Origin of the sequence: Paenibacillus sp. FSL R5-0473, from assembly GCF_038004565.1 — a bacterium.
In the GTDB taxonomy this organism is placed as follows: domain Bacteria; phylum Bacillota; class Bacilli; order Paenibacillales; family Paenibacillaceae; genus Paenibacillus; species Paenibacillus amylolyticus.
This window is the reverse complement of the sequence record NZ_JBBORL010000001.1, coordinates 2,806,988-2,828,803: the sequence shown is the minus strand read 5'-3', so window position 1 is coordinate 2,828,803 and position 21,816 is coordinate 2,806,988. Positions and strand designations below refer to the sequence as shown.

Genomic DNA, 21,816 nt, shown 5'->3' with positions numbered 1-21,816 from the left:
AAGATGATTCATATATGACATAAAAAAAGCTTAAACGTTGTAACGGGTTACACGTCAAGTTTTACTTTTGACCTCAAATTAAGGCATACTATTATTCTATAGTTCGTTAGCAAGAAGGGAGTCTCCGATGTCCAAGTTTGATGAAATTATGAAGCGGTCTGGTTACTCAAAAGCGACAGTGTCACGAGTGATTAACCATTCTCCGCATGTTAGTGATGAAGCAAGACAGATCATAACGGATATTATGAAACAGTTGAATTATATTCCCAACCGGAATGCGGTATCGTTATCGACAGGGCAAACAAAGCAGATTGGAATTGTGACCTCTACCACAGGTGAGATCATTCTTACCTTCATGAATCAATTCATTGATACAGCCATGGATTTTGGGTTTCAGACGATTATCTATACATCCCGTGGAGATCCGGAGATTGAATTGCAGGCGTTCGAAGATCTGCGCAGTAAACGAGTCGATGGGCTAGTTATTATTGCTTGTGTTAATGATCCTCGGAAATTAAAGGCGTATATGGAATACGGTCCGATTGTCTCCTGGCAGCGAATGGGGAATGACGAGATTCCGTCTGTTGCTATGGATCAGGCAGAAGGGTATAAGTTAGCTCTGGAGCATCTGGTTTCGAGAGGATACACCCGAATTGCAAATGCATTTGGCAGGGCTGAAAGTTTGAATACCCAGAGCCGCCGTGAAGCCTATGAATCTTTCATGAAGAGCAGAGGGTTGCATGTGTGGACTGAAGCATATCAATATTCCGTATTTAGCTCCTCCGATGGCGAAGAAGCGATGCGAAGAATGGCTGAGGGGCCAGAACTGCCACAGGCCGTATTATGTTCAAATGATTATGCAGCCATCGGCATTCTTAGTGAAGCACGCAGACGGAAAATTCAGGTACCGGAACAACTCGCCATTGTGGGGTTTGATGATATCGAGCTTTCCCGTGTTCTTGGAATCACGACCATACACAATCCGATTGCGGAGCAAGCCACCCAGGCTTTCCATCAATTGTGGGCCGTATTGGGTAAAACGGAGTTACAGACCGAACAGCTGACATACCAGCTGATTGAGCGTGAGACGACTTGAATCCGTAAGACCTGATGTGGGAATCTGGTTTTATGGATTCAATAATTATTCAAATTTGAAGCATCTTCGAATCGGACACATACGTTATACTGAATATGAGCTTCAGAACGACATATCTGTACAGAGATGTGGCGTGAGGTTTTTGTATCATGTTACAAGTTACATATTTCACAAACGATTAGCATGAAAGGTGAGAATGGACTTTATGAAGACAGTGACAGGCCGATTCAGAATTGCGGGCATATGGGAGGGTGTATCCTTACTTCTGTTGATTTTTATTGCTATGCCTCTGAAATATTTTGCAGATATCTCTTCCGCTGTAGCCGTAATGGGCATGATTCATGGTATTTTATTTCCTTTGTATCTTATTGCACTAGTGCATTTGGCTCTGGTCAAAAAGTGGAAGATAACACGCTGGTTAATGGGTGGACTCGCCGGTCTACTGCCGTTTGGTACTTTTGTATTCGAATCTTATCTTCGAAAGAGAGATTGGAAATAAAAATCAATAAGAATAAATGAAAGCAGGCGACTAATTCAGATGTTATCCGAATTGTCGCCTGTTACTTTCTGTACAAGTTCTACTTTACTGTACCTTGCTGACGATCGGACAATAAGCTGACTCCAATATCGCCAGAGGCATTCGACACAGGTGCATATGCTGAGAAGGAAGTAACAACTACCAGAGCAGTGAACAGAAATAAGAATGATTTTTTCATACCATAACCTCTTTCATATGGGGATATATTCCATTTGATTCTAACGCATATAGGCTACACTTGAAAAGAAAAAGTTTAAATGAGCAAGCTATTGAATGACTGAAAGGGTTGAGCTTCTATGAAAGATATTCATGAGTTAACATCCATAGAAATGGTTGAAGAAGTTATTCAACAACATGAATTGGTTTTTTTGTATGTATCTCGTCCAGAGTGCAGTGTATGTCACGCTTTACTTCCTAAGATCAGGATGTTGCTTGAACCTTATCCATCGGTATACCTGGGTCACATTAATGCTAATGAAGTGGAAGAGGTTGCTTCCAAGTTTCTTATTTTTACCGTTCCAACAATGATCATGCTTGTGGAGCAGAAGGAATATATTCGAGCAGATCGTTTTGTTCGCTTGGAACGTCTGGAAGAGCAGTTGCAACAGATTCACTCCATGTATATCCAAGATGAGGAATAGAAAGCTAAACCTTCATGAACGGCGGCTCATACATGAGCCGTTTTTTTGCGCCCGCAGTGGCCTATAGCTATGAATAAAGTATATGATGCCTGAACTCGCAAATTAAAGTGTTGCCATGAAAACGGTTTTATGATAATTTAAACATTATAAAAACGTTTTTATAGTAAAGGAACAAAACTTATGGCAAAGATAACGATTAAAGATGTAGCAAGGGAAGCGGGCGTATCCATATCTACGGTCTCCAACGCCTTGAATGGTGTGGATGTCTTGAACCCGGAGACGAAATCACATGTTCTTAAGGTGGCAGAGCGTTTAAATTATGTGCCCAATCTGAATGGCAAGCTATTGAAGTCCGGTCAAACCAAAATGCTCGGTTTTTTCACCACAAGTGTATCAGGTCCGTATTTCTATAAGCTGGTTGAGTCAATGTCTCGCGAATGTGATCGTCTTGGGTATGGTTTGAATGTATTTGTGACCAAGGATAAACACGTTATTATGAGTAATATTTTGGGTCGGCGGGTGGATGGTGTCATTATCTACGAAGAGCTTCGGATTGATGAGCAAGATATTATCGCCATGGAGAAAGACAAGATCAAGGCGGTTTTTCTGGATCGGGTCTATCAGAGTGATACGATGGGAAGTGTCATTTTTGACTCGTACGTGGCGGCTTATGAAGCTACCAAGTATTTAATTGGGCTGGGGCACAAGAAAATTGCTTATATTTCGGGTGTGGACACGATGTTTGACAGTGTGCAGCGTAGAGACGGCTATTTGGCTGCCTTGCATGAATACCAGCTTCCAATCGATGAAGATTACATTATACAAGGGTATTTTGAGGAGGAGAGCACGTATAGTGCGATAAAATCTTTTCTTCATTTGCACCCCGGCAAGCGACCTGATGCATTTCTTGCAGGGAATGACTTGAGTGCAATTGGCTGTATGCATGCGTTGAAGTCTGAGGGCTTTGAAGTGCCTCAAGATGTTAGTGTCGTGGGTTTTGACGATATTGATATCGCACAGTATTTTTCTCCACCGCTTACAACGGTAAGAAATCAAATTGCAAGACAGGGTATCCTGGCAATCAATCAACTGGTGGGTATGATCAAGGAGAAAGAACAAGGGGCTGCACAGAAATTGACGGGTGAGCTGGTGGTGAGAGGTTCAAGCCATGTGAAGATCGACCGGAAAGACTACCGTACATAAGTTGACTCAGCTTCTTCTCCGGTCTTTTTTTACATAAATAAAAACAAAGGGGTTTTTTATGTCCAAAAATAAAAACGTTTTTATAAACATGTATACATGATGGAGGGGAGTAAAAAACGTGGATAAATTAGCCGTAGAGACTTCAACCGGTAAAAATGCGATCAGTCCCAATGGGAAGAAACCCATCGGACAACGGATTAAAGAATTCATAGTCGATTATCGGAGACAGTGGGAGATTCAATCGATGATTATCCCTGGCATTATCTTTATGATTATTTTCTGTTATATTCCGATTTACGGTTTGACGATTGCCTTCAAAAATTACACGGTCATTGATACGCTCGCTACCGCTCCTTGGGTAGGTCTGGATAATTTCAGAATCATTTTGTCAGACAAATACTTCTGGGATGCGGTCGTGAATACGCTGGGGATCAGTTTTTTGAAATTAGGTATCGGGTTTGTCATTCCGATCATTCTCGCGATCATGATCTACGAGTTAAACAGCGGACGCTTCAAGAAGTTTGTGCAAACGGTTTCATATTTGCCTCACTTTTTGTCTTGGATCGTACTTGGGGGAATGCTGATCACCTGGTTTTCGACAACGGGCTTATTTAATCAGTTGTTACTTAGCCTGGGAGTGATCTCGCAACCGCAGAACATCTTGCTGGATGCAGGCAAGTATTGGTGGATTGCTACGTTATCGGATATTTGGAAAGAAGCAGGTTGGGGAACGATTCTGTATCTGGCGATCATGGCAAAGATTGATCCTACGTATTATGAAGCGGCCAAAATTGATGGTGCAAGCCGTCTTAGACAGATCTGGAATATCACATTGCCTAATATGAGATCCATTATCAGCCTAAATCTGATTCTAACTGTAAGCGGTTTATTAGGGTCCAATCTGGATCAGACACTGGTTCTCATGAACTCCCAGAACCGCGACAAAGCAGAAGTCATCAATTCGTACGTCTATCGTATGGGGATGTCTCAGGGCGACTTTTCATATGCAACGGCCGTTGGCTTGGGTGTCTCCATCATCTCTGTCATTCTGCTCGTCACGGCAAACAAAATCACAAGCAAATTAAACGATAATCAATCTGTGTTGTAGAAGGAGGCATCCCGCGTGAATGGAAAGGTGGCAAAAGAAGATCTCGATAGTCGGATCTTTGATACCTTAAATATGATTTTGTTAATCATCTGTACGATCGTTATTCTGGTTCCGCTCTGGAATGTCATCATCTCTTCCTTTAGCTCAGGCAAAGCGTTGGCGGAAGGTGGGTTCATCTTCTGGTCACCGGAATTCTCGCTGGAGAATTACAGAGCTGTATTCAATGATCAGGGCATCTGGCAGGCCTTCTTCATATCGGTGTCCAAAACAACGATTGGCGTTGTTACACATGTGTTCTTTTGTGCCATGGTTGGTTACGGTCTGAGCAAAAAGTACATAAGAGGCCGTAAATTATACGTTGCCATGGGTGTTATTACAATGTTCTTCTCCGGTGGCATGATCCCGACGTATCTGTTAATCAAATCACTTGGCCTGCTTAACAGCTTCTGGGTGTACATTATCCCGGCGTTATTCAGCTTCTATGATGTCGTGATTCTGATGAATTTCTTCCGGAATGTCCCGGATTCTCTGGAAGAATCGGCCAAGATTGACGGCGCAGGCGATTGGCATATTTTCCTGAAAATCTTCATTCCACTCTCCATGCCTGCCATGGCTACGATTGCGCTATTTAATGGGGTGGGGCAATGGAACGACTTCATGACAACCAAGTTATACATTACCGATCAGTCACTGTATCCACTCCAGATGATGTTGTACGAGATTATCGTACAGTCACAGACACAATCCATGCAAAATGTCGGGGGTTCAGCTGTTATTGAAACAACGACCAAAGGCGTGCAGTTAGCCACCATTGTCATTACAACACTCCCTATTGTGCTGATCTATCCCATCGTTCAGAGATACTTTATCTCGGGAATGATGCTCGGAGCAGTCAAGGAATAGGAGCAACCAATACCCCATTTTGAGGAGGAACAAAAATATGTTGAAGTTGAACAAGACATCAGGCAAAAAAGGGATTAGATTGCTCGCAACACTGCTCACAGCCGTACTTATGATTACAGGTTGCAGTGGTGGATCGGGTGGCTCTAGTGAAGGGAACTGGGTATCCATTGAAGATCGTTATACGGTCGACCCGGAAAAGCCAGCTTGGCAGTTGGATAAAAAGGAAGAGGCTACCGACCTGACATGGTACGTCAATGCGGACTGGTGGAACACCGATTTTGGCAAGGACATTGTTACCAAGAAAATCAAAGAGGATCTGAACATCAATATTAAATTTATCACGGGTGATGATACCAAGTTAAACACCTTTTTCGCCGGTGGAGATATGCCTGACTTGCTGACGGTATTTGACTCCAATTCTCCTGTGGTACAAAAAGCTGCAACTTGGGCGATGCCGCTGAACGATCTGGCGGAAAAATATGATCCTTACTTCAATAAAGTTGCGGCTGCCGATACATTGAACTGGTTCCAATTGGCGGATGGTAAAACCTACGGTTACCCGAACTATTCCAATACGCAAGAGGATTATGATAGCGGTAACATTCCTGCCAAAACCGCATTTATCATTCGTAAAGATGTGTACGAAGCTTTGGGTAGTCCGGTCATTGGAACGCCAGAAGAATTCCAGAGTGTGATGAAACGAATTAAGCAAGAGTTCCCTGCGCTGATCCCGTTTGGATTCAACTCCATTGGTGAAGGAACGGGTTCACTCGGAGATACGTTGCAAGACTTCATTGGTGTTCCGCTTGAGAACGAGAATGGAGAATTCTATGATCGTAACCTGGATGAAGATTACCTCACGTGGTTGAAAACATTGAACACCGTGTATAGAGACGGCAATATCAGTGATGACAGTTTTGCCGATGATGGTACGGCTTTTGAAGAGAAAGTGAAATCGGGAAAATATGCAACGATGTTGCTGGATGGCACACCTCAACAGGGAGGAAACCTGCAAATTTATATGAGCGCCAATGAAGGCAAAGAATACGTCGCCATTGATGGGCCACAGAGTACCAAGGGCAATGAGCCAACCTTGAATCAGTCCGGTATTACAGGCTGGATGATCAACTTTATTTCCAAGGACTGTAAAGACCCGGCCAAGGCAATTCAAATCTTTACGTACTTATTGAGTGAAGAAGGACAGACGCTTATGAATTACGGGATCGAAGGGGAGACCTTCCAAACCAAAGCCGACGGTAGTGTAGAATTACTGCCAGCAGTGAAAGACATGCAACTGCATAATGCGGATCAATTTAAAAAGGATTATCGAATGGGTGAGTTTATGTTCTTCGGTCATGACCGCCACAAAGCACTCAGTGCAGATGCTTTTCCTGAAGCGATTAAACAGATGCAGGAGTGGGGCAAAGGCAAGCTGAAACCACACTTTATTCTGGAGAATATTAGCCCGGATCAAGGTACACCTGAAGCTCGTGCGTTGTCAGCAATCAATACGAAGTGGAATACAACACTGGTCAGTATGGTACGTTCCAAGGATGATGCCTCGTATGACAATGCACTGGCTTCTTACAAGTCATTTTTAGGTGAGAATCGTTGGGAAGAGATTGTGAAGGTACGCAGTGAAAAGATGAAATTGAACAAAGAGAAACTAGGCATTCAATAATAGAAATATGAAGGAGAATCTTATGACTACATTTAAAATGTACAAATCTACGGGTGAAGAAGATTTATTTGTATCTCTAACCCAAGATCAATTGAAACCACTGGATGCTGATAAGGAGACAACGACCATCCATCTGGATGATCAGCTAACGTATCAGGAGATGGACGGATTTGGTGCTTCTTTTACCGATTCATCTGCCTATTTGATCAACCAAATCTTGAATGAGGAACAACGGGATGAGGTCATGACCCGACTATTCCATCCGGAGAAAGGGATCGGGCTGTCAGTCATCCGTAATCCGATGGGCGCTTCGGACTATGCGAGAACGGTATACAGTTATAACGATATGCCCGAACAGCAGACGGACCCGGAATTAACCCAATTTAGTATTTCACATGATGAAGAGGATGTTATTCCTTTAACGCAAAAGGCGTTGGCATTGAATCCTGAAATGAAACTGTTTGCTTCACCATGGAGTGCACCGGGATGGATGAAAACGAGCGGATCGATGATTACCGGACAGTTGAAGGTTGAATGGTATCCCGTTTATGCTGAATATTTCGTGAAATACATTCAAGCGTATGGCAAGCATGGATTACCGATCCATGCCATCACACCACAGAATGAGGCGCTTTATGAACCAAGGCACTATCCCGGTATGTTGATGCCAGCCGAAGCACAAGCAGATTTTATCAAAAACCATCTCAAACCAGCCTTTGTGCAAAACAATATTCAAACCAAGATTCTCTGTTACGATCACAACTGGGATCAACCGGACTATCCCCTGACTGTACTTGAACAAGCGGGAGATGAAGTGGACGGCGTGGCCTGGCACTGGTACGGGGGCGATGCTTCCGCTCAAACGAAGGTTTATGAAGCTTTTGCAGGTAAAGAAGTGCATTTCACTGAAGGCTCAGGCGGGGAGTGGATTCCGCCATTTGAGCAAGCCTTCTCGAATGTGATGCGAACGGGAATCCACATTCTTCGTAATTACAGCAAGTCATTTGTACTCTGGAATATGGCACTTGATGAGAACAACGGTCCTACGGTCCCTGGCTTTGGACAAAGTACGTGCCGTGGCATCGTACAGGTGAATCAGCAAACAAAGGAACTTACGTATACACTTGATTATTATGCTCTGGCTCATTTTAGTGCTGTGATCCGTCCGAAGGCTGTTCGGATCGAATCAACATCCAGTTATGATGGAATTTGTTCTGTGGCTTTTAAAAATGCCGATGGTTCCGTAGCTCTAGTCCTCTTCAATGATGGGGAGAAGACGGGTAACATACAGGTTAAGCTACGCGACGATGTATTGATGAAGTTCCAGCTGGAAAGCAAGAGTGTCATGTCCGTATTGATCACAGATTAATAAATGGATGGAGTTATAACCAGGCTTCATCAGAAAAGAAACCAAAAGAAGCGATATCCGGAATGTACTCGGATATCGCTTCTTTTGGTGAAATTCATCTATTCAGGGTTATATTATACGGGCTGAATAGCGAGATGGGGTGTCCCACTACTCTCATCAACGAACAGTATATATTGGTTGCCAGCTGTCCCTGTTAAGACCAGACCGGGTTGACCTGCAACACCAGGATTGTAATATCTGAATTGTTGCAAAACGGGGAGGGAGACTGGAAGAGTAGGTTGATTAAGTGCCATTAATTGTGTAGCGGCCTTAACGCTATCTCCAGCTTCAATCACTCCGCCTACACCCAAATGGTTGACAATCGAGGAGCTGGCGTTGATTTGAAGGCTGCCTGTTATGGTCTGACTGCCATTGACGTTTAGATCGACACCAACGGTTTGATTACCATTAACTTGCAGATCTTGGTTAATGGTCTGATTACCGGTGACAAGGATGCTATCAAAAGTTGGCAAAGATATCATCTCCTATACAGTATTCATATATTCTATGAGGACAAGATCTGGAATGATCCGGGTGGCCACACATTATATACTTGGGATAAAGCCCCTTTTGCAAAAAAAGAGTTAGCGAAACACTATGTCATGCATATTGTAGGCAGAGAATGTTTTCGTATGGAACGGGAGGGTTTGCTATCCAAAAGAAGTCAAAAATGCAGGTTAAGTCCACGAAAAAGAAACGTTCAGTTCATGATGCGAACCGGTTATTCCTGAGACAGATGAATGTGGTTCTGAACAGGAAACTCAAATCCATGCGTAAACATATGGAAGTACAGCAATTGGAACTGAATCAGCAATGGCTGAAAATGATGCAGGTGGGAAGCATACCTACCCGAGAAGTACCAAAAGTGATCTATAAGGAGTTAAATGTGCTTCTTATCACTCCTTGTAATGACCGAGAAATGTCATCACATTGTGTCCTGATTGAACAGAGTCTGAAACATCTCGTGAGAAATGTGAATGAGATTAAATATATCGAAACCGTGTCAGCCTGTTTGTCTTCCTATGATGTTGACCTGATTATGGTTATCGGAAGCCGAGAAAACTTGCCGGATGAGAATATTACAGCATTAAGGACATCCACCGTGAAAAAGGCCATCTGGTTGTCTGCCGATCAACAAGTGAATCAAAGCGAAACTATTCTACCGATTTTTGATCACGTGTTTACACAACATTCAACCCAAATAAGCGATGATCAGCATCATATGGGAAGCACTGGTAGTCATGAACTGTTCATGCCACCTGATCCACATATATTCTGTCCGCAAGCTGTTCCCTCGGAGTACGAATCGGATGTTTATATCATCGGGGATGCAGAATCGGATGGCATCGTCAACGCTGTTGCCAAATCGGGTCTTTTGGATAACAAAAAGGTTCGGGTAGATGGAAAGGGTTGGGCACAGATCGGGGATTTCAAGCCTGTTCATACGAATGAAGCTCGTCAGATGTTATATAACGGAAGTAAACTGGTTATTCATCGTGGCGAATCAATCAAAAACGTGATGGAAATTGCCGCATGTGGGACGTTTCAGCTCATAGGACCATCTGTGAATCAGAGCAACGGGATTGACCTTAGTAACTTTCAACAATACAACTCTTGTGAAGAACTCACTCTGAAGTTTGAACATTACTGGCAGAGTGTTGATGCAAGGAGACTGGCCGCTAGCCATGCTCTGGCATACATGAAATATAATCAATCCCATCTACAAAAAACATTGCGACTGCTGGATATCATTTTCATATAAATCATCCCAAAAATCACAGGAGCGTAGGCTGCATCAAGTTGCTGCATTGGAGGAGTTCTGATTGAAGGTAATTGCTCTGCATCTGCCCCAATTTCACCGGATTGAGGAGAACGACCGATGGTGGGGGGACGGTTTTACTGAATGGACCAATGTAAGAAAAGCCACGCCTTTATATTCGGGTCATCATCAGCCTAAGCAGCCGTTTCAGGGGAAATATTATGATCTTTCCGATCCAGATGTACGAAATTGGCAAGCGGAAACGGCTAAACAACATGGCATTTATGGATTTTGTTATTATCATTATTGGTTCAAAGGCAAGCGTTTGCTGGAAAAACCAGTGAATGAAATTTTGGAAAGTGGGGAGCCTGATTTTCCTTTTTGCTTGTCCTGGGCCAATGAGACATGGACAAGAAAATGGGATGGGCAAGAATCCGATGTTCTCATGGCCCAGAACTATGGGGATCGAGAGGATTGGGAAGAACATTTTAATTATCTGGTAAAAGTATTTAAGGACAAACGATATATTCGAGTGGAAGATAAGCCATTATTTCTGATCTATCGACCAGCCAGTATTCCGCAATGTGAGGAAATGATTCAGTTTTGGCGTGAATTGGCTTTGAAGCATGGCCTGAAAGGGATTCATTTTGTGCAGACCATTGGTGGATTCCCTACATTTAATGGTCAGATCTTTGATGCGAGTATGGAATTTGAACCGCATTATACGTTTGCACATGGACATATGAATGGAATCTGGATCGAAATGAATATCAAGGGACAGCAGCATATTGCTGTGAATTACGACAAGGTATGGTCCTCCATTCTCGAACGAACACCACACCGTAACGGAGAAATTGTTTATCCAGGTGCTTTTGTCAATTGGGATAATACACCGCGGAGAGGTGTTGACGGACAGAGTACGCTCGGGGCCACCCCAGAGAAGTTTGGGCTGTATCTGTCCAGACAGATGGAACGAGCGAGGACGCTGTACAAAAGTGAATATCTTTTTGTTAATGCCTGGAATGAGTGGGCGGAAGGGGCATATCTTGAGCCGGATCAAAACTATGGTTATGCTTATTTGAGAGAACTCAAGAAAGTAACTCAGCATGAATCGAACAGAAACAAGTCTATAGGAGGGAGTTCCGAATGAGGGAACTCTCTCTTTGCTTTGAGTTTATTTATAGACCATGTTTCGTTGTAAGTCCCGTTTGTTGTTTGCGGTACTCCGTTGGAGTTAACCCTGTATGCTTTTTGAACTGTCTGGAGAAATAATACAAATCACTGAAACCGAGATGCTCGGCGATGGTGGTTATTGTGTTCGGGGTGCAGGCCAGCAACTCCTTGGCCTTATCGATTTTTTTGCCAGTAATATAGAGGATCGGAGGAACACCGATCTGCTGCTTGAAGAATCGAATGAAATAATTCGGATGCATGTAGGCGATCTGGGCCAGATCCTGAACCGAAATATTCTCTTCGATGTTGGAATCAATATAAGCCAGAATGGTGGACAGTTTCTCCATGACAGGCACGTTAATAAAAGAGATCTGATCCAGATCCAGATTCATTATATAGTGGGACAGTAGCTCGGTTAGTTTGCTCTTGGCCATCATATGGCCATAGACTTCATCGGATTTTGCATATGTAAGGATACTGCTGAAGATTGCTTGAATCAACTCAGGTTGATCTATCGTACAGATGTGTGGGAATTTCAGAATTTGGAACAGATTGATTCCCCCAACCTTTGCGCTAAAGTGACACCAATATTTGAGAAAAGGACGGTCATTAATGGCAGAGTAGGACTGTTGGATCCCCTCTGGCATTAAAATAAGTTGATTAGGTGCAGGGTAATACTCCTCATCCCCAATTTTGAGCCAACCTTCACCTTCGCATATGAAATAAAACTTGCTGTAATCGGGCGTGTAATCCAGATCCCGCCAATCCGTATCGCACCGATTGTAATTGACCATGAATAATTCGACTTGGAGATTGGACAGGTAGTTCGTAAGCAAAGTTTGATGATTCATACTTTTCATCTCCATACAAGGTTATTATTGTCCATCTAAAAGTTAGTGTTCTGCATGTCTATCTTTCAGCCGTAGCACTACAATACAACTACAGACAATAACAGAAGGGATGAGAACATCTCATGGACAAAAACGAATATTTGCAACATATTGAAGCAACGATTGAGAGCGGTAAATTCAAGGACAATTGGAGTTCGCTTAGCACCTTCCAAGTTCCAGAATGGTACCCAAAAGCGAAATTCGGCATATTCATTCACTGGGGGCTATATTCTGTACCGGCCTATGATAGCGAATGGTATTCGCGAAATATGTACATACAAGGCACCAAAGCTTATGAACATCACCTTGAGGTGTATGGACCTCATAAGGACTTTGGATATAAAGACTTCATTCCAATGTTTCGTGCAGAGAAGTTCGATGCAGACGAATGGGCAACGTTATTCAAACAGGCTGGAGCCAGATATGTTATGCCTGTGGCTGAGCACCATGATGGTTTTCAGATGTACAAAAGCTCTATCTCTCACTATAACACATATGAAATGGGCCCCAAACGGGATCTTCTGGGTGAAATGAAGGTTGCATACGAGAAGCAGGGGCTGACCTTATGCGTGTCGTCTCACCGCGCCGAGCACTGGTTCTTCATGTCTCACGGGAAGGAGTTTGATTCAGATATTAAGGAACCCCTGGAGCGTGGGGATTTCTATTGGCCTGCCATGCCTGAACCCAAGGATCACTTCGACTTGTATGACTCACCTCCAACCGAGGAGTATCTGGAGGACTGGTTGATTCGCTGCTGTGAACTGGTCGATCAATACCAGCCAAAGGTCTTTTATTTTGATTGGTGGATTCAAACGGTTGCGTTCAAACCCTATCTTAAAAAATTTGCTGCCTATTATTATAACAAAGGCGAAGAGTGGGGCGTGCCTGTAGCTATCAATTATAAACATGAGGCCTACATGTTTGGGAGTGCCGTTCCGGATGTGGAGCGGGGACAGTTCGCTGAGCTCAAGCCCTATTTTTGGCAAACGGATACAGCTGTCGCTAAAAACTCATGGTGTTATACGGAAAATAATAACTATAAAACGGCTGAAGAGATCATTCGGGATCTCGTCGATATTGTAAGCAAAAACGGAAATTTACTGCTGAACATTGGGCCCAAAGCAGACGGCAGCATACCGGAAGAAGATCGTGAGATTTTGCTGAGCATTGGCAAGTGGCTGGAAGTGAATGGGGAAGCGATCTATGACACGTCATTCTGGCGTACGTTTGGCGAGGGTCCGACAGAGGTGAAGGAAGGGCAATTCACGGATGGGGATACGAAGATATTTACGAGTGAAGATATACGGTTTACGTTAAAAGAAAGCAGTCTGTATGCCACGGTTCTTGCCTATCCAGATAACGGGGTGGTGCAGATTAAATCCCTGAAGGAAAATTCTCATCATTTTCAAGGGGTCATTCAAGATATTCAGGTACTTGGTTACGAGGAACAACCGAAATGGGAGAGAACAGCGGACGCACTGACAATCACAACGACAACTGTGAAAAGTAATGCGCCTATTGTTTTCAAAATTAAATTGGACTAATCAGCAAAGATAAATTAAATACTGTAAATATAAAAAGGGCGCATCCAGGAGTATTGTACTCATCGGATAGCGCTCTTTTGGTTGGGCTATACATAGGGCTGACTTCCATGCAAAATCCTCTCCATGATAATGGAGGTTCCTCCAAGCTGAAAACTGTAATTCGGAAATTTACTTATATAATAATCACGAAATTCTTGCTTGCTAATATACTGATATCATCAAACCAGTGATGTTCGCCTGTAATGGATTGATTGAGACTCACTAAGGAGGATCTGCAAAAAAGATGAAACCAAAGAAACGCATCAGATATGGTTGGAGCGGATTTAAGAAAAAAAAAGCTGAGGACTGTGACCATCCCCAAGAGCAGCACAAAGAACACCATCACGAGCACCATCATAACCACCACAATCATCATCACAATCATCATCACAATAACCACCATCCTAAGTGTTTTGACAAAGAAGCCGAATTCCTTCTCAAATTAATTGGTGAGTTGAAGGGAGCAATTGTACAGGTTTTTGCCAATCCCACGCCTCACAATGTTTCACTTCTGATTGAGGTACTGCGTAAATTACTGGCTCTGGTTCATTGCTCGGATTTGAAAAAGGGAACCAAGGCAGATCTCGAAGCGATCTTGGAGCTTACCATTGTATCTGCAGAGGCCGTTCCATTTTCTCCGATCAGTGTGGGAACCAATTTGCAGCAATTGCTGGATGTGCTCCTATCTGTCATTTTACAGGGGAATATCGATTCGGCTGAGAAAGATCAACTGGTCATTTTGATCCGGGCGACCGAATTGGCAATCACAACAGGGCTTAGAAACATAGGCAGTCAAGGTCCGGCAGGACCTGCAGGACCAGCGGGTCCTCAGGGCGTACCTGGTCCACAAGGCCCGGCTGGCGCTGCTGGTTCTCAGGGTGGTGTAGGTCCAGCTGGTACACCGGGAGCTGCTGGTGCCCAGGGACCAGCAGGTGCGACAGGTGTTACTGGAGCAACGGGTGCGGCAGGCCCAGCAGGTGGCGCAACAGGAGCGACAGGTGTAACGGGGAGTACAGGAGCTGTTGGGGCAGCGGGCGTTACAGGAGCAACAGGTGATCCTGGCGTAGCAGGAGCCACCGGAGTCACCGGGGCTACCGGGGCAGCTGGACTTGCGGGAGTCACAGGGGCTACCGGGGCAACGGGTGTGACAGGAGATACGGGTGCAGCGGGAATTGCAGGGGTAACCGGGGCTACCGGCGCAACTGGGATTGCGGGAGTAACTGGCAGCACCGGTGTTACTGGGGCTACGGGTTCTGGCGCCATCATACCGTTTGCTTCTGGCGGGCCTGCCATATTAACAACGATTCTTGGTGGACTGGTGGGAACGACAAGCCTTATCGGTTTCGGCAGCTCTGCAACAGGAGTCAGCATTCTGGGTGGCACGATTGATTTAACGGGAACGATTGTCGGACCACTCATTAACTTTGCATTCTCTGTCCCACGGGATGGCGTTATAACTTCGATTGCTGCCTATTTCAGTACCACAGCAGCCTTGGCCTTAGTTGGTTCAACGGTGACCATCACTGCGCAATTATTCAGTTCACCTACTCCTGATAATGCATTTACTGCGGTTCCGGGGGCGGTTGTTACACTGGCACCTCCACTCACCGGTATTATTGCATTGGGTAGTATCTCCAATGGCATAACAACCGGATTAACTATACCTGTGACTGCACAGACACGTCTGCTGCTGGTGTTCTCGGCAACGGCAGCCGGACTCACACTTGTGAATACGGTTGTCGGGTATGCAAGTGGCGGCGTGAACATTACATGATGAGATATAAATTTTGAGATGAACGACATGAGAGTTCTCATGTCGTTCTTTTTCTTGATTTGAAATTTTGAGTGTCAGGTCTTGGTTATATAGAACTACTACAAACTATTATTCATCAAAATAATGCATAAATACGAAAAATAAGCTGAAATACGTAAGCGACATCAGACACATAAAAGCATTAAATAGACTTATTTTCTATATTTTTCAATATAGTGCTTGTGTATATCGAATAATGACTTTATACTATACCAATAAAATCCAATTAAATTCCTAATCGACTATTATATGTAATTAAAATGTTTAAGCACTCACTCGAATCACGATCGAAAGTCATATCCACCACTCCTTAGCAAGCGTTCTGCTAACGCTCCAGATTACCCTTCCACATGAATGCTTATAGACATTCACTCTCATTGCATTATTCAAACACCCAAACTATTCACTCACATGGTTTAATCTGATTCATTCAATCTCCTAAACTTCCAAGTAAAAAATCATAGACTGATCTGTTATCTCTTCTGACTCATATTGTTCCCTAACCAGACCTGTAAAGGAGGTGAGGCTTTATGTGAAATCCAGGGTATCTATTTCGTACGCAATAAAGGTAATTTACCGTTTCATTCTGCAGAGAAGGGCATATGTACCAGACTAAATTAAAAAACCGGGTAAAAGGAGTGGAAAAGTTTGATAAAGATTAATCGGTTACGCAAGCCCATCTCCATGGGGCTCTCGCTTCTCCTTGCATTTTCGATCATTCATCCGGTTTCAGCTGAAAACTCCACATCATCCAAATTGGATATGAAATCTGGACTTGCCAAAGTTACGGAGTCCAAAGTAAACGCCAAGCTGACCAAAGAATTTGATGGTAGTGAATATGTGACCTATCTGGTGAAAATGAAGGAACAGGTGGATACAGCAGCAGTCTCCAAACAGGCCCTTGAAAAGGCGACCATCGCCAAACAAACGGCTTCAGCCACAAAGCTGTCCGTTCGTAATTCGGTTGTCAGCTCTCTGCGAGAAACGGCCTCGCGTACACAATATCCATTGGAAACTTATCTGGAAAAGGAAGTTGACCTGGGTAAGGTCAAAGAATATAAAAGCTATTTTATCGTAAATTCACTGGCAGTAACGAGTACCAAAGAAGTCATGGAACAGATTGCGCTGCTGCCTGAGGTGGAGAAGATTCTACCGAATGAGACGAGATACTTACAGAAAGCCGAAGTGAGTAAAGAACCGGCGAATGCGGCACCAGGCAAAGATGCTGTCCAAACGCCAGCTAAAGACTCTTCAGTCGGTGTCAAAGACAAAGACAAAGAGCCTGCTGCAAAGGACAAGCTTGCGACAGAGAACGTGGAATGGAACCTGGATTACATCAATGCGCCTGCCGTGTGGGATCGGGGCATCGATGGAACAGGGATTGTTGTTGCCAATCTGGACAGCGGTGTGGATTATACCCACCCGGCGCTTCGCAGCAAATGGCGGGGACTGGATGCTTCGGGCAATATCGTTGATCCCGAACTGAGCTGGTATGATCCGCACAGTAATGCTTCCCTCCCTGCGGACGGAGACGGGCATGGTACGCACACGATGGGTACGATGGTTGGCTCCGAAGCAGATGGTACCAACCAGATCGGGGTTGCTCCCGGTGCGAAGTGGATTGGTGTACGGATATTCAATCCGGAAACAACAGATGCCATTATTCTGGATGGCGGACAATGGTTGATCGCTCCGGTGGATGCGGAAGGCAATCTGCATCCTGAACTTGCACCGGATGTTGTTAACAACTCGTGGGGCGGAGGCGCAGGATTGGATGAATGGTTCCGTCCTATGGTCCAAGCTTGGCGTGATGCTCAGATTTTCCCGGAATTCTCCGCAGGAAATGTGAGACTGGGTAACCCGGGCGGACCTGGTTCTGTTGCTAACCCAGCCAACTATCCTGAAAGTTTTGCTACAGGAGCAACCGATATCAACGGAAATCTGGCTTCGTTCTCCCTGCTGGGCCCATCCCCGTATGGTGAGATCAAACCGGAAGTATCTGCACCTGGTGTGAATATCCGTTCATCAGTTCCGGGCGGAGTATATGAGGGAGGCTGGAACGGAACATCCATGGCAGGCCCACATACAACTGCACTTGCTGCACTGCTGCTTCAGGCCAATCATTCCCTTACGGTGGATCAGCTGGAGCAGATCATTACAGATACAGCCACGCCGAGAACGGATAGTCAGTATCCGACATCTCCTAATAACGGCTACGGTCACGGCATTATTAATGCCCTTGATGCTGTGGGGTCTGTACTCGAAGGAATTGGCACGGTATCCGGCAGAGTGGTTACGGCCGGAGATGATCTGGAAGAGCCAGTACTGGCACATACCCCTGTTAATTCTGCCTTTACAGGCATTGATATACCACTAACGGCTCATGTGACAGATAACGTCGCAGTAGTCTCCGTCGAGGCTTTTGCCAAAACGACAGGCACCAACCAGTACGTTTATCTACCGATGAACCGGATTGCTGGAGATAACAAAGATGGGACGTATACAGCGACAATCCCTGCTTTTCTTATTGAACCGCAAGGTGTGGAGTATTATATCCGTGTGAACGACTACGGTAACAACGGATTCGAAAGTCAGGTATACAAAGTGGCTGTGTCCAATGGTGTTCAGCCAGGATACCTTCAGGATTTTGAAGAAGATCAGCTTGGATTCACGACTGGCGGAACCGGAAGTACCTGGGTATGGGGAGCACCAAGCAGTGGTCCTGGAAGTGCCTACTCCGGTGACAAGGTGATTGCAACCAATCTGCAAGGAACTTATGTGGCGAATAGCAATGCATATCTGCTTGCGCCGCCAATTGATCTCACCGAGAGTCCGGAAGGGGCATTGTTATCCTTCAAGCACTGGTATGACTTGGAGAATAACATCGACTTCGGCAAGGTATACATCGCTTCCGAGGATAGCGATTATGTGTTCCAAGAACTGTTAACCTTCACGGGTACAGGTGGCAATTGGAAGACACAATATGTGGATCTTCGCGAATACGCGGGACAGCAGGTGTTCATCAAATTCAATCTGACGAGCGATAATTCATTGCAAAAGGCTGGCTGGTACATTGATGATTTCGCTGTAGAAGAACTGGATGAGATTGCTCCGGGTGCTCCTGCCGGATTGTCTGCGACGGCCGATATTCTTGGTAATGTAGCCTTGAGCTGGACGGGTCCGAGCGATGAGGATCTCGAATCCTATATCGTATATCGCTCCACAACCGCAGGTGCAGGTTATGAATCCATTGGAACTGCAACAGGAACAACGTTTACAGATACGGCTACGGTGACAGATTCGACGTATTATTATACCGTTGCCGCACTTGATTATAGTGGCAATGAAAGCGACAAATCGAATGAGGTCTCCATTACAGTAGAGGTGCCTCAGGATATCTACATCGATCATTTCGATGGCAGTGATGATAATGGCTGGACTCATTCAGGAACCAAAGATGAGTGGGAACGCGGTATTCCGGTAACGGGACCTGCCAGCGCGGTTTCTCCACCGAATGTCTGGGCGACTGATCTCGACAATACGTACGAGAGTGGCTCCAACTATTCACTCGTATCTCCGGTCATTGATTTGACGGATGTGTCCGAAGGAACACTTACGTTTAATCATTGGTACGAGATTGAGAGTGGATACGATTACGGGTATGTGGAAGTCACCAAGGATGGTGGAACCACATGGTCAGAACTGGACAAATTCTCACATAGTACCAACGGTAAACAATGGACACCTGTATTTTATGATCTGGATGCACTTACCGGTAATGAAGTTCAATTCCGGTTCCGCCTGACCTCAGATAACAGTGTTGTGAAGACAGGCTGGTTCATTGATGATTTCCGTGTACTGGGAGTTGCTGCAGAGACGGTAACGGAGGACAGTGCGGTTGTGCTTAACAATGACAAACCAAAACCGTCCTATGATAATCCATGGTACAAAATTTCGCGGACAGACAAAGCGGAATTTAACAAAACGAAACAGCAACAACCTGAAGTTGAAAAACCAGGAACAGGTTCGGTTAATCCACAAAGCCTGCCTGCAAGTGCAACGGTTACCGTACTGGAAACCGGACGTTCGGTGAAGACAGATCCAGCTACAGGCAAGTATAACTTCACACACGTAGCAGGTGATTACACGTTAAAAGCTGAAGCATATGGATATTATCCTCGAACTCAGCAGGTGACGATTACAGATGGCAATGGAGCCAAAGCCAACTTTAATCTGGAAGCAATTCCGCATGGGCAGATTGAAGGTGTAGTAACGGATGAGCGGACAGGACAACCACTGGCTGATGCTTCCGTTCTCGTGGTGGAAGATGCGAATGTAGGTGAAGTTCGCACAGGTTCAGATGGCAGCTTCGATATTCAGGTATTGGAAGGAAGTTATACCCTATCCATCCGGGCTGCAGATTATTACAGTAAAACCGTTACTGTGACAGTCCCTGGTAATGGTACGGCTGAGGCAAATGTTGCCTTAAAACCATTCATCGGTTTCCCTGGGGAAATTGCTTATGATGATGGAACAGCAGAGAACGCACGAGCTTTTAATGCTGCGGATAACGCTTGGGCAGTTCGAATGACACCAGAGCTGGAGACCGCTCAACTGACAGGTGCATCGTTCCGATTCTGGAACACCGAATGGCCTGTACCTGGAGGCACAGCGTTCCAATATGCCGTATATGATGCATCGGGTGCGGGCGGAGCTCCGGGACGGCAACTGGCTGGACCATTTGACGGTACTGCACTTCGTAACGATCAATGGACAACCGTTGAATTCCCAGAACCGGTCATTGTAACGGGTGATTTCTATATCGTGTATGTACAGAGTTTAGCTGGAACTAGCGCTCCGGGACTCGCTACCGATGAGGATGGTCCAAATGCAGGTCGAAGCTGGCAGCGTGTAAGCGGAGCATGGAGTACTTCACCGGTAGAAGAAGGCAATTACATGATTCGTGCAGTCGTGAGATATCCGGTAAATGCACCTGTGCTCACAGTACCTGCAAACACGTATACGAATCAATCGACCTTCACTGTGTCGGGAACGTCTCCGGCATCTGGAGCTCAGATCAAGATCTACAACGGCAAGGATCTGGCTGGCACCACAACGGTGGCAAATGGGAAGTTCTCATACGGTGTGAAGCTCCGTTCTGGCATTAATGCGATTACTGCGGAGGCAGTGGTAGACGGTAAAACAACGGACCGTTCACTCCCCGTAGTCATTATTCTGGATCAGACCAAACCACAATTGACGATTCTCACGCCAGCTCAAGGGGATCGCATCAATGCAGAAGTGGTTCACGTAACGGGTAATGTCGTGGAACAATTCCTCGATAAGGTAACCGTTAACGGACAAACCGTACAAGTGGGTAAAGACAGAAGTTTCAGTCACCGTGTATTGGTCAATGAAGGCGAGAACACAATAACCATTACAGCAACCGATATCGCTGGTAACAAAACAACCGTAACCCGCACCGTCTATGTGGAAACGGCGTTGCCAGAACTTACGAATATTACTCCGGCTGAAGATGTTCGAATCACATCAGGGGAGAGTGTTACCGTTTCATTTGATAGTAAACCTGGTCTGCAAGCATCTTTCCGTATTCAGTTACCTTTGAATCTGAATGCCCAAGGGGCAGGAGAGATTCCATTGGTGGAGACTGAACCTGGTCGTTATACGGGTACGTACACAACACCTTCATCCCTTGTTCTGGATGGTGGAGTCATTGTGATTCGCGCTCAGGATGCAGCAGGCAACAAAGTAGAGGCGGAAGCAGCTGGACGATTGTTCGTCAGCGCAGCACAAGAACAATCCGTTCCAGAACCAGATTCGAGCCCTGAAGAGAATGGAACGGAAGTGAGTCCACCGTCCGCTGAGGGTCTGCAACCTTAATTATGCAAAGTATGACTTGGATGATAACTGCGTTTTGACCATCTAAGCAAGAAGCCGATAAGCCGAGGTATCAGGGCTTGTCGGCTTTTTGTTGTCTCGATTCATAACTGACGCCTAAG

Annotated in this window: 16 protein-coding genes; 13 read left to right on the top strand and 3 right to left on the bottom strand. The window is 45.1% G+C overall.

Going from position 1 to position 21,816, the window contains the following annotated elements; all coding sequences use genetic code 11:
- The first annotated feature begins 127 nt into the window (after positions 1-127).
- Together MKY28_RS12280 and MKY28_RS12275 are read left to right on the top strand one after the other, a co-directional pair.
- Positions 128-1,096, top strand: coding sequence for a LacI family DNA-binding transcriptional regulator (locus tag MKY28_RS12280; RefSeq protein WP_340032894.1), 969 nt, complete (start codon positions 128-130; stop codon positions 1,094-1,096).
- A 205-nt stretch (positions 1,097-1,301) separates the two neighbouring features.
- A complete protein-coding gene (locus tag MKY28_RS12275; protein WP_036608336.1) occupies positions 1,302-1,595 on the top strand; it encodes a DUF3817 domain-containing protein in 294 nt (97 codons plus the stop codon).
- Between the two features lie 79 nt (positions 1,596-1,674).
- Here the strand turns inward: MKY28_RS12275 and MKY28_RS12270 are convergent, their stop codons facing one another.
- On the bottom strand, positions 1,675-1,812 hold the full coding sequence (locus MKY28_RS12270; protein WP_167350856.1) for a hypothetical protein: 138 nt from the start codon (positions 1,810-1,812) through the stop codon (positions 1,675-1,677).
- A 118-nt stretch (positions 1,813-1,930) separates the two neighbouring features.
- Between MKY28_RS12270 and MKY28_RS12265 the strand changes: the two genes are divergently transcribed.
- From MKY28_RS12265 to MKY28_RS12240, 6 genes are all read left to right on the top strand, one after another.
- A complete protein-coding gene (locus tag MKY28_RS12265) occupies positions 1,931-2,275 on the top strand; it encodes a thioredoxin family protein (protein WP_340032895.1) in 345 nt (114 codons plus the stop codon).
- 180 nt (positions 2,276-2,455) lie between these two features.
- Positions 2,456-3,478, top strand: coding sequence for a LacI family DNA-binding transcriptional regulator (locus MKY28_RS12260; protein WP_076317996.1), 1,023 nt, complete (start codon positions 2,456-2,458; stop codon positions 3,476-3,478).
- 118 nt (positions 3,479-3,596) lie between these two features.
- A complete protein-coding gene (locus MKY28_RS12255) occupies positions 3,597-4,586 on the top strand; it encodes an ABC transporter permease (RefSeq protein WP_206099103.1) in 990 nt (329 codons plus the stop codon).
- 15 nt (positions 4,587-4,601) lie between these two features.
- A complete protein-coding gene (locus tag MKY28_RS12250) occupies positions 4,602-5,489 on the top strand; it encodes a carbohydrate ABC transporter permease (protein ID WP_017688674.1) in 888 nt (295 codons plus the stop codon).
- A gap of 37 nt (positions 5,490-5,526) precedes the next feature.
- The gene (locus MKY28_RS12245) at positions 5,527-7,170 is read left to right on the top strand and encodes a sugar ABC transporter substrate-binding protein (RefSeq protein ID WP_340936063.1); all 1,644 of its coding nucleotides are present in this window, start codon (positions 5,527-5,529) and stop codon (positions 7,168-7,170) included.
- 22 nt (positions 7,171-7,192) lie between these two features.
- Complete coding sequence (locus MKY28_RS12240; protein WP_076249443.1) at positions 7,193-8,539, top strand: glycoside hydrolase family 30 protein; 1,347 nt, start codon at positions 7,193-7,195, stop codon at positions 8,537-8,539.
- A 113-nt stretch (positions 8,540-8,652) separates the two neighbouring features.
- Here the strand turns inward: MKY28_RS12240 and MKY28_RS12235 are convergent, their stop codons facing one another.
- Positions 8,653-9,060: a hypothetical protein gene (locus tag MKY28_RS12235; protein WP_235193806.1), complete on the bottom strand. Its 408-nt coding sequence runs from the start codon at positions 9,058-9,060 to the stop codon at positions 8,653-8,655.
- 188 nt (positions 9,061-9,248) lie between these two features.
- Between MKY28_RS12235 and MKY28_RS12230 the strand changes: the two genes are divergently transcribed.
- Together MKY28_RS12230 and MKY28_RS12225 are read left to right on the top strand one after the other, a co-directional pair.
- Positions 9,249-10,340 (top strand): hypothetical protein, encoded by a 1,092-nt coding sequence (locus MKY28_RS12230; RefSeq protein WP_076249442.1) that lies wholly within the window; start codon positions 9,249-9,251, stop codon positions 10,338-10,340.
- A 61-nt stretch (positions 10,341-10,401) separates the two neighbouring features.
- Positions 10,402-11,487, top strand: a complete 1,086-nt coding sequence (locus MKY28_RS12225; RefSeq protein WP_076249441.1) for a glycosyltransferase WbsX family protein — start codon at positions 10,402-10,404, stop codon at positions 11,485-11,487.
- A 28-nt stretch (positions 11,488-11,515) separates the two neighbouring features.
- Here MKY28_RS12225 and MKY28_RS12220 read toward each other — a convergent pair whose 3' ends face one another.
- Positions 11,516-12,361 (bottom strand): AraC family transcriptional regulator, encoded by an 846-nt coding sequence (locus MKY28_RS12220; protein ID WP_076249440.1) that lies wholly within the window; start codon positions 12,359-12,361, stop codon positions 11,516-11,518.
- A 122-nt stretch (positions 12,362-12,483) separates the two neighbouring features.
- On the opposite strand from MKY28_RS12220, the gene MKY28_RS12215 reads away from it, so the two are divergent.
- The 3 genes from MKY28_RS12215 (at position 12,484) to MKY28_RS12205 (ending at position 21,697) form a co-directional block, all read left to right on the top strand.
- A complete protein-coding gene (locus MKY28_RS12215; RefSeq protein ID WP_036608312.1) occupies positions 12,484-13,944 on the top strand; it encodes an alpha-L-fucosidase in 1,461 nt (486 codons plus the stop codon).
- 283 nt (positions 13,945-14,227) lie between these two features.
- Positions 14,228-15,757 carry an exosporium glycoprotein BclB-related protein gene (locus MKY28_RS12210; RefSeq protein ID WP_340936062.1) on the top strand — a complete coding sequence of 510 codons (1,530 nt, stop codon included), beginning with the start codon at positions 14,228-14,230 and terminating at the stop codon, positions 15,755-15,757.
- 687 nt (positions 15,758-16,444) lie between these two features.
- Positions 16,445-21,697, top strand: coding sequence for a S8 family peptidase (locus MKY28_RS12205; RefSeq protein WP_036670772.1), 5,253 nt, complete (start codon positions 16,445-16,447; stop codon positions 21,695-21,697).
- Positions 21,698-21,816: the final 119 nt, after the last annotated feature.

Excerpts from the sequence above, each read along its gene's own strand:
- MKY28_RS12230 (WP_076249442.1), top strand. The coding sequence starts at position 9,249 with ATGCAGGTTAAGTCCACGAAAAAGAAACGTTCAGTTCATGATGCGAAC.
- MKY28_RS12275 (WP_036608336.1), top strand. The coding sequence starts at position 1,302 with ATGAAGACAGTGACAGGCCGATTCAGAATTGCGGGCATATGGGAGGGT.
- MKY28_RS12260 (WP_076317996.1), top strand. The coding sequence starts at position 2,456 with ATGGCAAAGATAACGATTAAAGATGTAGCAAGGGAAGCGGGCGTATCC.
- MKY28_RS12280 (WP_340032894.1), top strand. The coding sequence starts at position 128 with ATGTCCAAGTTTGATGAAATTATGAAGCGGTCTGGTTACTCAAAAGCG.
- MKY28_RS12265 (WP_340032895.1), top strand. The coding sequence starts at position 1,931 with ATGAAAGATATTCATGAGTTAACATCCATAGAAATGGTTGAAGAAGTT.
- MKY28_RS12270 (WP_167350856.1), bottom strand. The coding sequence starts at position 1,812 with ATGAAAAAATCATTCTTATTTCTGTTCACTGCTCTGGTAGTTGTTACT.
- MKY28_RS12210 (WP_340936062.1), top strand. The coding sequence starts at position 14,228 with ATGAAACCAAAGAAACGCATCAGATATGGTTGGAGCGGATTTAAGAAA.
- MKY28_RS12245 (WP_340936063.1), top strand. The coding sequence starts at position 5,527 with ATGTTGAAGTTGAACAAGACATCAGGCAAAAAAGGGATTAGATTGCTC.
- MKY28_RS12215 (WP_036608312.1), top strand. The coding sequence starts at position 12,484 with ATGGACAAAAACGAATATTTGCAACATATTGAAGCAACGATTGAGAGC.
- MKY28_RS12235 (WP_235193806.1), bottom strand. The coding sequence starts at position 9,060 with ATGATATCTTTGCCAACTTTTGATAGCATCCTTGTCACCGGTAATCAG.
- MKY28_RS12240 (WP_076249443.1), top strand. The coding sequence starts at position 7,193 with ATGACTACATTTAAAATGTACAAATCTACGGGTGAAGAAGATTTATTT.
- MKY28_RS12220 (WP_076249440.1), bottom strand. The coding sequence starts at position 12,361 with ATGAATCATCAAACTTTGCTTACGAACTACCTGTCCAATCTCCAAGTC.